Origin of the sequence: Actinokineospora cianjurensis, assembly GCF_003663795.1 — a bacterium.
Classification (GTDB): Bacteria; Actinomycetota; Actinomycetes; order Mycobacteriales; family Pseudonocardiaceae; genus Actinokineospora; species Actinokineospora terrae.
Genome location: NZ_RCDD01000005.1, coordinates 288,747 through 302,757, shown reverse-complemented (window position 1 = coordinate 302,757; position 14,011 = coordinate 288,747). Strand labels below are relative to the sequence as shown.

The 14,011-nt window shown below is 71.9% G+C and carries 9 protein-coding genes; 6 read left to right on the top strand and 3 right to left on the bottom strand.

Translation table 11 applies throughout. From position 1 onward, the window contains the following. Positions 1-29 precede the first annotated feature (29 nt). On the top strand, positions 30-2,060 hold the full coding sequence (locus CLV68_RS26660) for a class I adenylate-forming enzyme family protein (protein ID WP_121393635.1): 2,031 nt from the start codon (positions 30-32) through the stop codon (positions 2,058-2,060). A gap of 9 nt (positions 2,061-2,069) precedes the next feature. After that, positions 2,070-3,104, top strand: a complete 1,035-nt coding sequence (locus tag CLV68_RS26655; protein ID WP_121393634.1) for a methyltransferase — start codon at positions 2,070-2,072, stop codon at positions 3,102-3,104. A gap of 162 nt (positions 3,105-3,266) precedes the next feature. Here CLV68_RS26655 and CLV68_RS26650 read toward each other — a convergent pair whose 3' ends face one another. The 3 genes from CLV68_RS26650 to CLV68_RS26635 form a co-directional block, all read right to left on the bottom strand. Then, the gene (locus CLV68_RS26650; protein WP_121393633.1) at positions 3,267-4,370 is read right to left on the bottom strand and encodes a 3-dehydroquinate synthase II; all 1,104 of its coding nucleotides are present in this window, start codon (positions 4,368-4,370) and stop codon (positions 3,267-3,269) included. A gap of 287 nt (positions 4,371-4,657) precedes the next feature. After that, on the bottom strand, positions 4,658-5,479 hold the full coding sequence (locus CLV68_RS26640; RefSeq protein ID WP_121393632.1) for a 2-amino-3,7-dideoxy-D-threo-hept-6-ulosonate synthase: 822 nt from the start codon (positions 5,477-5,479) through the stop codon (positions 4,658-4,660). Between the two features lie 37 nt (positions 5,480-5,516). Continuing rightward, positions 5,517-6,767 (bottom strand): aspartate kinase, encoded by a 1,251-nt coding sequence (locus tag CLV68_RS26635; RefSeq protein WP_121393631.1) that lies wholly within the window; start codon positions 6,765-6,767, stop codon positions 5,517-5,519. Between the two features lie 221 nt (positions 6,768-6,988). Here CLV68_RS26635 and CLV68_RS26630 point away from each other — a divergent pair, with 221 nt between their 5' ends. The 4 genes from CLV68_RS26630 (at position 6,989) to CLV68_RS26615 (ending at position 13,939) form a co-directional block, all read left to right on the top strand. After that, positions 6,989-8,929, top strand: a complete 1,941-nt coding sequence (locus CLV68_RS26630; protein ID WP_121393630.1) for an FAD/NAD(P)-binding protein — start codon at positions 6,989-6,991, stop codon at positions 8,927-8,929. 495 nt (positions 8,930-9,424) lie between these two features. Further along, a complete protein-coding gene (locus CLV68_RS26625) occupies positions 9,425-10,111 on the top strand; it encodes a DsbA family oxidoreductase (protein ID WP_211346776.1) in 687 nt (228 codons plus the stop codon). 153 nt (positions 10,112-10,264) lie between these two features. Further along, positions 10,265-10,870, top strand: coding sequence for an NAD(P)H:quinone oxidoreductase (wrbA, locus tag CLV68_RS26620; RefSeq protein ID WP_121393629.1), 606 nt, complete (start codon positions 10,265-10,267; stop codon positions 10,868-10,870). A gap of 288 nt (positions 10,871-11,158) precedes the next feature. Next, a complete protein-coding gene (locus tag CLV68_RS26615; RefSeq protein WP_246010137.1) occupies positions 11,159-13,939 on the top strand; it encodes a helix-turn-helix transcriptional regulator in 2,781 nt (926 codons plus the stop codon). The last annotated feature ends 72 nt before the right edge of the window (positions 13,940-14,011 follow it).

Here is a 14,011-nt window from a genome sequence, read left to right as displayed (position 1 = left end):
ACCACGCGCACCCTGACGGGAACCCCACGATGACTGACACACTCGGCATCACCACGGCGGCGGCGATGCCGCTGCCCGCCCGACTGCGGCTGCTCGCCGACGGCGAGCTGGGGGTCGGCAACTTCCTCGACAAGGCCAGGGCGCTGAGCCGGGACCCGGCGGCGCCGTTCCTGTTCGCCCAGCGGGTCACCGACCGCGGCAGCGCGGTGGAACCGTTGAGCCTCAACCGGATCACCGAGATCCGCGACGCCTACGCCGCCTGGTACCACGCGAACGGGGTGCGCAAGGGCAACCCCGTCGCGGTGTACCTCGGCGAGGGCGTCGACCCGTTCCTGCACTTCCTGGCGCTGAGCTCGCTCGGCGCCGTCGCCGCCCTGGTCAACGGGCGGATGGACCCCGCGATCGCGGCGGCCTACACCGGGCGGATCGGCGCTGTGGGCGTCGTCGCCGACCGCAAGAGGCTGGACGCGCTGGTGGCCTCCGGCGAGCTGCCCGACACCGCGAAGTTCCTTGTGGCGGCGGAAGAACTGCCCACCGACGCGCCGGACCGCAGCGCGCTGCCGTCCCTTTTCCCTTACCCGCCAGGCGATGACGACCCGGTGATGCTGTGCCACACCTCGGGCACCACCGGCCCGCCGAAGTCCGCGGTGTTCGCGCACCGCCAGTTCTTCCTCGGCAAGCGCCACCGGCTGTGGAGCTTCCCGGCCGCGCGCCGCAACCGGGCGCTCTCGGCGCTGCCGCAGTCGCACTCGGCGGGGATCAGCTACCTGATGACCGCGACGCTGCTCGGCCTGCCGATCGTGGTCATGGCCGACACCTCCGGGGAGGCCGTGCGCGAGATGATGCTGCGGGTCGAGCCGACGCTGGTGATCGCCTTCCCGCAGACGTGGGCCGAACTGGCCCAGCTGGACCTGACCGGCGCCGCGGACCGGGTGCACACCTGGATCAACACCGGCGACTCCGCGCACGAGGCGCACATCAAGGCGTTGGTGCGCCACGGTTTCCGGCCGGGCAAGCGCGGCCGCCGGAGCCGGGCGGGCTCGGAGTTCGTCGACGGGCTCGGTTCGTCGGAGATGGGCATGGCGCTGTTCCGCAAGGTGAGCGACCCGACCAGCACCGACTACGGCCGCTGCGTCGGGGTGCCGGTCAAGGTCGTCACCGAGGCCACCGTGCTCGACGACGACGGCCGCAAGCTGGGACCGGGCGAGGTGGGCAGGCTCGGCGTGCGCACCCCGACCCGCACCCCGGGGTACTGGAACGCCTCCGAGCTGACCGCGCAGTCGTCGCTGTCGGGCTTCTGGCTCACCGGCGACGTGGTGTACCGCGACGAGCAGGGCCGGTTCTTCCACGTCGACCGGGTGCCGGACGTGATCCACACCGAGGCGGGCCCGGTGTACAGCCTGCCGCTGGAGGAGGCCATCCTGGTCGGCTGCCCGCGGGTGGCCGACTGCGCGGTGGTCGCCGTCGACGCCCCCGAGGGCGGCTCGGCGCCGTTCGCGACCGTCAAGCTCGGCCCCGGCCACGGCCCGTCCGACGACATCCTGGCCACGCTCAACGACGCCCTGGTGCGCCGGGGGCTGACCCGGCTGCGCGGCGCGGTCGTCGCCACCGACGACGCGGACTTCCCGACCGGCGCGACCGGCAAGGTCCTCAAGCGCAGGCTCCGGGAGCGCTTCGCCTCGGTGCTGACCGACCCCGCGGCGACCGGGACCGGGTCGACTAGCGCAGTATCGGCCGGGACTGAGTCGACCGGCGCTGCACCGACCGAGAGTGCGTCGACCGGCTCGGTACCGACCGGGACTGCACCGATCGGGGGTGCGCCGACCGGCGCTGCACCGACCGGGACTGAGTCGACAGGTGCTGCGTCGACCAAGACCGAGTCGACCGGCATTGCGTCGACCAGCCCGGGACCGACCGGGAATGCGCCGACCGACGCTGAGTCGACCAGCGCTGTACCGACCGGGAGTACATCGACCGGCGGTGTGTCGACCGGGAATGCGCCGACCGGTGCTGGTTCGCCGGGAACAGCGGGCCGCGTCGGCGTGCCCGAGCGGCCGTGAGGGAGCGCCATGACCAACACCCACCCCGGCCCCGCCGACGTCCCGCCCTCGGTGCGGATGTACGAGATGCTCTACAGCTCGCTGGTCAGCCAGGTGCTCATCGCGGTCGCCGACATCGGGGTCGCCGACGCCTTCGACGACGGCCCCAGCCACGTCGACGACCTCGCCGACCGCCTGGGCTGCCACGCCGAGTCGCTGTACCGGGCGCTGCGGGCGCTGGCCAGCGTCGGCGTGTTCAGCGAGGTCGCGCCGCGCACGTTCACCCTGACCCCGCTGGCCAGGACCCTGCGCGGCGACGGGCCGGACTCGATGCGCGACCTCGCCCGCTACCTGGGCAGACCGGAGCGCCAGCTGTCGTTCGGGGCGATGGCGCACACGTTGCGCACCGGTCGGCCCGCGTTCGACCACGTCAACGGGACCGACCTGTGGTCACTGCTGGGGTCGCGCAGCGATCTCGGCACGCTGTTCGACCGGGCGATGGGCAACATGGCGCGGATGGTCAACTCCTCCACACTGGCCGCGCACGACCTGTCCGCCGCCCGCCGGTTGGTCGACGTCGGCGGCGGGCACGGGCACCTGGTCGCCACGCTGCTCACCCGGTACTCGGAGCTGACCGCGGTGGTGTTCGACCTGCCGCGGGTCATCCCCGAGGCCGTGGCCGTGCTCGGCGCGGCGGGCGTGCTGGACCGGGTCGAGTGCGTCGCCGGTGACTTCTTCACATCGGTGCCCGAGGGCGGCGACACCTACCTGCTGTCCTGGACCATCCACGACTGGGACGACGAGGACTCCGTCCGCATCCTGCGCAACGTCCGCGCCGCCATGGGCGACACCGGCCGGGAGCTGATCCTCATCGACGACGTGCTGCCGGAGGGTGATGCCCCGCACTTCGGCAAGTTCGAGGACATCGTCATCCTGACCCTGCTCACCGGCCGCTCCCGCACCGAGTCCGAGTTCGCCAAGTTGTTGTCCGCGGCGGGTTTCCGACACGTGGAGACGCGCCCGACTTCAGCGCCCACCAGCTTGCTCATCGCTCATCCTGTGTAACTCTCCCCCGCCACCCGCCCCCTCGTCCCCACCCGGCATCGTTCCCGGCCGGGCAGGTCGTCCACCGAAGCCCCTGTGGTGACTGGAATCCCGTCACCACAGGGGTTTTGTCTGCACGAGAAAGCCCGGCCACCGTGGTGGCCGGGCTCTGCTGGTCGCGGGCTACTTCTCCAGGCAGAACTCGTCGATCGGGTACCCGACGTGGCGGTCGGCGGAGGGCAGGTAGCCCAGGACGACGTCGCCGGGGCGCAGCTCGGTGCTGTTGAGGACGCTGCCGCCGGGGCCGAGGACCCGGACGTGCCAGTCGTCCTGCAGGATCAGGTTGACCTCGGTGCCGTTGGGGGCGACCGCGTCGATGGAGATCAGCGGCCGGGTCTCGATCTTGACCCGGCCCACGGTGACCAGCCGGGTCTGGCCCTTGACGTCGACGGCGAGGACCTTGCTGCCGGACTTGAGCTCGCTGAGGTAGTTGGTGCGCTCGTCCTGCGAGAGCGTGTAGGAGTGGATGGCGCCCGCGTTGACCCGGAACGGGCGGGTGGGCATGTAGGGCAGCGGGTGGGTCTCGCTGACGCAGAGGATCATGCCCTTGGAGTGCGAGCCGACCAGGATGCCCTCGTCCTCGCGGAAGTACGTGCAGGTGTCCACACAGGCCCGCTCGCCCATGCCGATGTGCGTGGTCCTGGTGACCTGGAGCTCGACGAGGTCCAGCTCGGGGGTGGTGGCGATCGCGGCGGCCTTGAGCTTGGTCGCGTCGCCGACCTTCGCCGGTGCCATCAGCACCCCGTCGGAGCCCAGCTCCAGGACACCGTAGATGATCTCGGCCTCCTCGACGTCGGCGGCGATGGTGACGATGCTGCCGGTGGCCCTGGCCGCCGCGGCGATGACGATCTCCAGCGGGATCTTGGTGGGGTCGCGGAACAGCAGCACCGCCCAGCGCTCGGTGCGCGCGGCCTGGCAGGCCAACTCCAGGGTGTCGGCGTCGACGATCTCGACGAACCGCCCGATCTCGACCGCCGGGTACCTGGCGGTGAGTTCACCGACGTCACCGTCCCGATCCGGGTCGACAACCAGCACGTCCACCCCGTCGAGGCTCTCGGGCAGCGCCTTGCCACGCGGCAACAACACCTTGGTCACCGTCGGCGGCAACTCCCCCAACACCGCGACATCATCGACGACGACGCCGTCCACCCGCTGGTGCAGCGCCTCCTCCAGGATCGCGGCCCGGGACGACCCGGTGTCGCGGACATCAAGCCAGCAGAGCTTCATGGCGGTCTCGCTCCTCGTCACATTCGGCGTGGTCTGCATCGGGGTAATCGGTATCGGCGCAGTCGGTATCGGTGCGGTCGGTATCGGTGCGGTCGGCGTGATCGGCACAGTCGGAGTCACCGTGGCCTGCACACCCGGCGCGGCAGGTGTCGACTCGATCGGCACCTCCGGCGCGGGCGCGATCGGCGGGGTTGGCGTCGGTCCGGCAGCAGTTGCCCGCACGGTGGCCTCGGCAGGCGCGGTGGTCTCGGCAGGGGTCGGCGCGGGGGCGGCCGGGGTCGGGGAGGTCATCGGCGGGGCAGGCTCGCGGCCAGTTCGAGTTCCAGCGACGGCCCGGTGCCGCCGGAGTGGATGAGGGTGGCGATCTCACCCGCGCGGGCACCGGGGTCGGGGGCCTGGAAGACGTTGCGGCCCATGGCGACACCAGCGGCCCCCGCCCGCAGTATCTCGTCCACATAGGACTTCACCGCGTCCAGGCCGGACTTGCGCGGTCCACCGGCGACGATCACCGGGACCGGGCAGGCGCGCACCACGTCGGCCATCGCGGCCACCGAGCCAGCGTAGACCGACTTCACCACGTCAGCGCCGAGGTCGGCGGCCAGGGTGGCCACGTGCGCCACCAGTTCCGGGGTCGGCGTGCCCACCCGCGGGCCCCTCGGGTACATCATGGCCAGCAGCGGGATGTTCCACCTGTCGCAGGCGTCGGCGACCGCGGCGAGGTCGGCGACCTGCCTGCGCTCGTCGTTGGAGCCGACGTTGACGTGCACGCTGACCGCGTCCGCGCCCAGCCGCAGCGCCTGCTCCACTGTGGACACCAGGTACTTGGCGTCCGGGTCGGGGGCGTGCGCGGTGCTGGCGCTCAGGTGCACGATGAGCGAGGTGCCGGTGAACACCCTGGCGTCGAGGCCGCGCAGGCTGCCCTTGTGCAGCACCACGGCGTCCACCCCGTTGGCGGCCAGCGAGCCGACCAGGCCGGGCAGGTCGCCGTTGGCCAGGATCGGGCCGTCGGAGACCGAGTGGTCGAGCGGGACGACGAGCAGCCGGTTGGCGGCGTGCCGGAACAACCGCTGCAGCCGAACCTGGGAGCCGAAAGACCTGTTGGCGGACACCTGGTGCCCCCTTTCTCTTCGCGGACCGGGCCGGGGATCAGGCCAGGGTCATGGACTCGACGGGCAGGTCGTCGGCGTCCAACTCGAACTCGCGGTGCACCGCGATGACCGCCTCGGTGAGCCGGGACGCGGGCACCAGCACCGAGATCCGCGACTGCGCGGTGGCGAACCAGTCCGGTGCCACGTCGATGGTGGCCAGCGCGGCCAGCATCCTGGCCAGGAACTCCGGCCGGTTGAGCAGCCCGGTGCCCACCACCGACAGCTTGCCGACGCCCTCGTCGAGCTCGGTGCCCAGCCCGTGCGTGGTGGCCAACTGCCGCAGCAGGGCGCGGGCGGCTACCAGTTGGCCGCGGTGCACGGCGAAGCCGACCTGGTCGACCGCGCCGCGGTCGGTGTGCCAGGCGAGCATGTCGACCGGCACCGCGGCGCGGGCGAAGGCGCCGAGCACGGCGGTGACCAGGTCCACCTCCCGCCGCCCGCGGCGCAGCACCACCCGCGCCACCGCCCGGTCGTGGGTGACCGCGGCTATGAAGCCCCTCGTCTCGATCATGTCGCTGCTCCGTCCCAGGATCGTCGTGCCACCCGCACCGGTCATGGTGTTGCGCACCAGCACATCCAGCCCGTGCACCGAGGCCAGCTCCACCGCGCGCGAGTGCATGACCTGCGCGCCGGAGAAGGCCATCTCGGCCATCACCAGCGGGTCGACGGTCGCCAGCACGCGGGCGGTGGGCACCAGCCGGGGGTCGGCGGTGAACACACCGTCGACGTCGGTGTAGATCTCGCAGGCCCGCGCGCCCAGCTCCACCGCGAGCGCGACCGCGGTGGTGTCCGACCCGCCCCGGCCCAGGGTGACGATGTCGCCGTCGTCGCACTCGCCCTGGAACCCGGCGACCACGACCACCCGGCCGCGGGCCAGGTGCGCGGTGATCCGCTGCGGGTCGACCGCGGCGATCATCCCGGCACCGTGCGGTCCGGCGGCGAGGATGCCCGCCTGCGGCCCGGTCAGCGACACCGCGGGCACGCCCCGGTCGAGCAGCGCCAGCGCGACCAGGGCCGCCGAGGCGTTCTCGCCGGTGGCCAGCAACTGGTCGGTCTCGCGGGCCGACGGCGCATCGGTCAGCGCGGTCGCGGCGGCGATCAGGTCGTCGGTGGTCTTGCCGCGCGCGGAGACGACGACCACGGTGGCGGTGCCCCCGGCGTGCGTGCCGTGCGCGATCGCCGCCACCCGGCGGATCTTCTCGGTGGTCGCCAATGAGGTGCCACCGAACTTCAGCACGGTCGTGGTCATCGCACCCTCACCGGGTTATCCCGCAGCGGACCCTTCCCTTTCTACCGACGCGGCCGCGGCCGGTAATCCCGGGAACGCGTGATGTTGGCGGTGGCGGGGCGCGAACATCACGTCAAGACGGGATGCGGTCGCGGGTGCGCGGACTACAGTGTGGGGCAGGCGATGCCGCGACGGCCACCGTCCTGTGTGGAGCCCGTCGGGCCCGGACCGGGGAGACCATCATGACCGCTGGCGATGACGGCGCGACGGCACGGATCTGCGTGGTCGGCGCGGGACCGCGCGGGATCTCGGTGGTGGAACGGCTGTGCGCCAACGCCGCGGTGGCCGGTCCCGCTCACCGGGTTGTGATCGACGTCGTCGACCCGCACGTGCACGAGGGTGGTCGGGTGTGGCGGGTCGGGCAGCCGGACCTGCTGCTGATGAACACGATCGCCTCGCAGGTCACCCTGTTCACCGACGACAGCGTGGGCTGCGCCGGGCCGGTGGTGCCCGGTCCGAGCCTGCACGAGTGGGCGCGGTTCCTGCTCTCGATGGCCGATTTCGACGACTACCCGGCGGGTGTCCGGCGGGAGGCGGCCGCGCTCGGGCCGGATTCCTACCCGTCACGGGCGTTCTACGGGCACTACCTGGTGTGGGTGCTGCGGCGGCTCGTGATCACGGCGCCGCCGGGGGTCACGGTTCGGCTGCACGACGCGGTGGCGGTGGCGGTGGCGGACGCGGCCGATGGCACGCAGGTCGTCACCCTGGCCGACGGGCAGGTGTTGGCGGGGCTGACGTCGGTGGTGTTGGCGCAGGGGCACGTGGACATGCCGATTGGCGAGCGGGAGCAACGGTTCGCCGAGTTGGCGGCCGAGCACGGGTTGCGCTACCTGCCGCCGTCGAATCCCGCGGACGCGGACCTGAGCCGGATCGCGCCGGGTGAACGCGTTGGTCTGCGCGGGATGGGGCTGAACTTCTTCGACTACATGGCGTTGCTGACCTCAGGTCGCGGGGGCACGTTCAGCCGAGGCCCAGACGGGCTGGTCTACGCGCCGTCCGGGGCGGAGCCGGTGTTGATCGCGGGGTCGCGGCGGGGTGTGCCGTACCACGCGCGGGGCGAGAACGAGAAGGGCGTCTCCGGTCGGCACGAGCCGCTGTTCGTGACGCCCGAGGTGATCGCGGACCTGCGGGCGCGGCGGGCTGGGTTCACCGCCGAGGTGTGGCCCCTGGTGTCCAAAGAGGTCACTGTGTCGTACTACCGGGCGCTGTTGGCGTTGCGCGGCCAGGACTTCCTGGGGTTCCAGCGGGCGTTCGTCGCCGGGGCGGATGAGGCGTCGCTGCTGGACGAGTACGGGATCGAGCCTGCGGCGCGGTGGGACTGGGACCTGGTCGCCAAGCCCTACGCGGGCCTGGAGTTCGCGGACCCGGGGCGGTTCCGGGAGTGGCTGCTCGACCACCTGCGCGCCGACGTCGTCGCGGCCAGGCGCGGCAACGTCACCGACCCGCTCAAGGCGGCGCTGGACGTGCTGCGGGACCTGCGCAACGAGATCCGGCTGGTGGTCGACCACAGCGGCATCCCCGGCGAGTCGTACCGGACGGAGCTGCAGCGCTGGTACACCCCGCTCAACGCGTACCTGTCGATCGGGCCGCCGACCAGCCGGATCGAGGAGATGATCGCGCTGGTGCGGGCCGGGGTGCTGCGCGTGCTCGGCCCCGGCATGGCGGTCGAGCCCCGGCCGGACGGGTTCCTGCTGCGGGCGGACGGGGTGCCCGGGTCGGCCGAGGTCGTCGACACGCTCATCGAGGCCCGGCTGCCGGAGGTCGACATCCGGCACACCGACGACACCCTCATCACCCACCTGCGCACCACCGGCGGCTGCGCGCCGTACCGCATCGACACCTACGAGACCGGCGGCCTCGCCGTGACCCGCCGCCCCTACCGGGTCCTGGACGCCACCGGCACCGCCCACCCCCACCGCTACGCCTTCGGCATCCCCACCGAGGCCGTCCACTGGGTAACCGCCGCAGGCATCCGCCCCGGCGTCGACTCCGTGATCCTCGGCGACGCCGACGCCATAGCCCGCGCCTGCCTCACCCCCCGCCTCTACACCACCACCCACATCCCCCTGGCCTGGCTCCCCACCAGCGCCCCCACCCCCATCTACGCCCCGGCAGGCTCCTGACCCCCACCCCGGCTGCGACGACCTCGCCCGTCAATCGCAGCGCAATCCCCGGTTCCAGCCGGCGCCCCCCTCCGCCCCAAGATCGACACCAGCGCTTCCGGAGACCCTCCCCGCCAACCCCAGCCCCCACCCTCTCCGGGGGGCGTCCCCGAAGCCAGTCTATCGGACCACGGTTGCGGGGCCAGAGGGTCGGCCGAAGTTGTGGACAACCGCGGCGTTGTGGATAACGCGACCTGGGCGTTCACCACCCGAGGAGTCGCACCGGCGGAGGAACTCACCCGATAGAGGCACCACGGCACGCACGGAAGACCTCCTGCCCACCCCGGGCCGGAGGTCTTCCCCGTTTCGCCACCACCCCCAGACCGGCACAGAATCGGAATTGGCTCCGGTTGTTGCGCACCGGAGCTGGTTCCGGTTAACCTGACAGCAGCATGTGGAGCCAGTTCCGCTTAGGCGAACCCGGGGCTCCAGGGGAACTCAGCGAGGAGTACCAGCGTGGACACCCAGGTCATCGACGTCGCACCAGGGACGATCGTCTTCTACGCCGACATCGGGTGCCCGTGGGCGCACATCGCGGCGTACCGGCTGCACACCACCCGCGAGCGGCTCGGGCTCACCGAGCGGGTGCGCTTCGACGTCAGGGCGTTCCCGCTGGAGCTGATCAACGACATGGCGACGCCGAAGTTGATCCTGGACGCGGAGATCCCGGTCGCCGGTGGGTTGGCGCCGGAGGCCGGGTGGCAGGTGTGGCAGGGGCCGACGCACGAGTACCCGGTGACCACCGTGCTGGCGATGGAGGCCGTCGAGGTCGCCAAGAAGCAGGGCCTCGAGGCCAGCGAGCGGTTGGACCGGGCGCTGCGGTTGGCGCTGTTCGGGCAGAGCCGCAACATCTCCATGCGACACGTGGTGCTGCAGATCGCGGGCGAGGCCGGGGTGGACGTCGAGTCGGTCAAGGCCGGGCTGGTCGAGGGGTGGGCGCGGGCGGAGATCGAGCGCCAGGTGCCGCTGTGCGCCGGGGACACCGTGCAGGGCAGCCCGACGCTGTTCCTGCCCGACGGGTCCGCCCACCACAACCCCGGGGTGCGCCTGCACTGGGAGGGCGAGTGGGGAATCGGATTCCCGGTGATCGACCAGGACGAACCGGCAGTGTACGAGGACCTGCTCCGCCGGGCACTCGGCTGACCGGGTAGCAGAGTTCTATAGCGCGTTTCCAGTCCTCAATGGCCAGTGAATGCAACGGCCGCGGACGACATTCGCGGATAACGGACGCGACGACGCGCGGTGCAATGGCGCGCCGCTCACATCGGTAAACAACAACAGACGAAGGAAGCAACAATGGGCGTCAAGGTCGCGGTCATCTACTACAGCTCGACCGGGCACGTGCACCAGTTGGCGAAGGCGATCGAGGAGGGCGCGATCGACGCGGGCGCCGAGGTCCGACTGCGCAAGGTCGCCGAACTGGCCCCCGCCTCGGTCGTCGCCGGTAGCCCGGACTGGGCCGAGCACGCCAAGGCGACCGAGGACGTGCCGGAGGCGACGCTGGATGACCTGCTGTGGGCCGACGCGTACCTGTTCGGCTCGCCGACCCGCTACGGCAACGTCGCCGCGCAGCTCAAGCAGTTCATCGACACCACCGGCGGGCTCTGGTTCGAGCGCAAGCTGGTCGACAAGGTGGTCAGCGGGTTCACCAGCTCCGACGAGGTGCACGGCGGCCAGGAGTCGACGATCATCAGCCTGTACAACGTGTTCATGCACTGGGGCGCGATCATCGTGACCCCCGGCTACGCCGACGACGTGGTCTCGGCCGCTGGCGGCAACCCCTACGGCGCCAGCAGCATCCACGTGGACAAGAACCCCACCAAGGAAGAGTTGGCGGCGGCGAACTTCCAGGGCAGGCGGGTCGCGGAGAAGGCGGCGCAGTTCGTCGCGGGCCGAGGCTGAGCGCTGACCCGGGTCGGCGCACTGCGCTGAACGGCCCCCGAGCACTATCCATGGCAGGATGACAAAGAGTGGGGCCGGTGCGCCCAGCGGGTCCCACTCTTTCATTTCCACCCCCGCCGTCGAGTAGTTGTCGAGCGGGAAAGGTGGGTACATCTCGTACAAGATCAACTAGACAGACCGGTAGTTTGTTGCCCTTTCACCCTAATGGTGGTCGGTGTCCCGGCGGCGGTCCAGAAAGATGCTGCGTGGACATCCGAGGAATCCGTCACGGGGAGGGGTGTGCTGGAGATGGTCCAAATTCCGCTGGTCGGCCGGGACTCGGCGCTGGCCGAGCTGACCGAGGCAGCGCTGGGGGTCGTGAGCGGTACCGGCGGCTGCTACGTGGTCGAGGGCCAGGCCGGTACCGGCAAGAGCCGCCTGGTCGGTGCCGTGGCCGACGCGGTGTCCGGACGGCTGGGCACGGCGTTCGGCCGCGCCGCCCACCTGGACCGGGCCGCCCCGCTGCGCACCCTGCGCACCCTGTTGCGCGCCAACGGCATCCACGTGCTCGACGAGTCCGACACCGCCGACCCCGCGGCCAACCCGGTGCGGCTGGCCGACAAGCTCGGCGAGCGGATCAGCCGGTGCGCCGCGGCCCGCCCGCTGCTCGTGGTGCTCGACGACGCCCACTGGGCGGACGAGTTGACCGCGCACATCCTGCGCGGCCTCATCCCGGCCCTCGCCGACGCCCCGGTGCTCTGGCTCCTGGCCCGCCGCCCCTCCCCCAGCCGCGGCTTCACCCAGGACACCATCGACTGGCTGATCGGCGAGGGCGCCCCCCGGCTCACCCTCGGCCCGCTCGACGCCGACGCCGTCACCGGGCTGTGCGCGCAGGTGCTCGGCGGCGTGCCCGACCCGCGGGTGCTGGCGATGGTCGAGCGCACCGGCGGGAACCCGTTCCTGCTCAGGGAACTGCTCGCCGCCCTGCACCGGACCGGTACCGCGCGGGTCGCCGACGGGGTGGCCACCGTCGAGAGCGACGAGGTGCCCGCCGGGTTCCTCAACACCGTCGAGCGCCGCCTCGGCGGGCTCTCGGAGCGGACCCGCTGGCTGCTCGACGCCGGGTCGGTGTTCGGCAGGCCGTTCACCGTGCACGAGGTCGCCGGGCTGCTGGGCCAGGCCGCGGTCGACATCATGCCGCTGATCAACGAACTGGTCGACGACGACGTCCTGGTCACCGACGGCACCGAGTTGGCGCTGCGGCAGGACCTGGTGCGCGAGGCGCTCTACGCCGCGCTGCCCGGCCCGGTCCGGTTGGCGCTGCACCGGGAGGCGGCCAAGGTCGTGCACGGCGAGGGCCGCTCCAGCGTCGAGGTCGCCGAGCACCTGGTCCGCAGCGGCCGGTGCGGTGACGCGCAAGCCCTTGGCGTGCTGGGCAACGCGGTCCGGCAACTGGCGCCGACCGCGCCGCACACCGCGGCCGACCTGATCCTGCGGATGCTGGACCTGATGGGCGAGCACGACGAGCCGCGGCCCCGGCTGGTGGCGCACGCGGTGCGGCTGCTGGCGTCGGCCGGTCGGTTCGCGCACGCCAGGGAACTGGGCGAGAAGTCGTTGCACGCCGGGCTGAGCGTGGACGACGAGGCGACGCTGCTGCTGGGCCTGTCGGAGGCGATGTACGTCGCCGGGCACACCGCGCCGGTGGTCGACTACACCGCGCGGGCGTTGGCGCGCACCGGGTTGGCCGGTCCGGTGCGGGCGCAGCTGATGGCGATCCGGGCGTACGCGCTGCTGGACGCGCCCAGCGTCGAGGAGGCGGCCACGACCGGCCGGGACGCGGCCGCGCTCGGGGAGACGATCGGCGTCAACACCGCCTGGGTGTGCGGGAACGCCGCACGCGGGGTCGCGACGCGGATCCAGGGCAAGCTCGCGGAGGCCGTCACCCACGGGGAGACCGCGGTGGGGTTGGCCGACAGCATCGGCGGGGTCGTGCGCCACCAGCACCCGCAGCTGTGGCTGGGCCGCACGCTGACGGCGGTCGACCGCTTCGCCGACGCGGACGCGGCGTTCACCATGGGCCAGCGCGAGGCCGACCAACTGGGCACGGCGTGGTCGCAGCCGCTGTGGCACTTCCACCGCGCGGAACTGATGCTCGCCTGGGGTCGGCTCAGCGAGGCCCAGACGCAGGCGGAGGCGGGGATCGCGGTCGGCACACCCGCCAGGACCGTGCCGCTGCTGGCCCTGCTGGCCCGCATCGCCCTGCTGCGCGACGACATGGACCTGGCCCGCACCCACCTCGACCGGGCCGAGGCGCTGATCGCGGCCGGTGTCGCGTCCGAGGAAGTGGTCTGGACCGCAGCGTTGCTGCACGACGCGGCGGGTAGTCAGGCCGAGGCGCTCGGATGTCTGGCCGGGGTGTTCGCGGCGGTGCCGGACCGGTTGTACCTGTTCACGCACGACACGGGGATGGCCGCGCAGGTGGTGCGCATCGCCATGGGCACGGGGCTCGACGAGCAGGCATCGACCGCGGTCGCGGCAGCGCAACTGCTGGCATCACTCAACAGCGACGTGCCCTCGCTCGTCGCGGCCGCCATGCACGCGGAGGGCTTGTTGCGGGGCGACCTCGGGTTGTTGCGCGCCGCTGTGCGGACGTACCGGTCGAGCCCGCGCCCCCTCGCCCGCGCGGCGGCCATGGCGGACACAGCACTCGCCGAAGACCTGGCCGGACGCGGCGGGGACGCGGTCGACCTGATGGAAGAAGCCCTGGGCGTGTGGATCGACTGCGGCGCCACCCGGGAAGCAGCCCGAGCGAAGAAGTGCCTGCGCCGCATGGGCGTGAAACGCAAGTTCCGCCGCGAGACCCCTGCGGGGCGGTCTGGTGGGTGGGCGAGCCTGACCCAGTCAGAACTGCGCGTGGTGCGTCTGGTGGCGGAGGGCCTGACGAACCGGGAGGTGGCCAGCAGGCTGTTCCTCTCACCGCACACAGTGGACAGCCACCTCCGCCACAGCTTCAGCAAACTCGGCGTGAACAGCCGGGTCGAACTGACGCGCAAGGTGGTGGTTCGTGATCGGGACGAGGTCACCACTTGAGTGTCTACTGAGGACGTTCCGGGTTGCTGGCGGCCATTCGTTGATCTTCCGCTGGACGACTTCGTCTTGGCT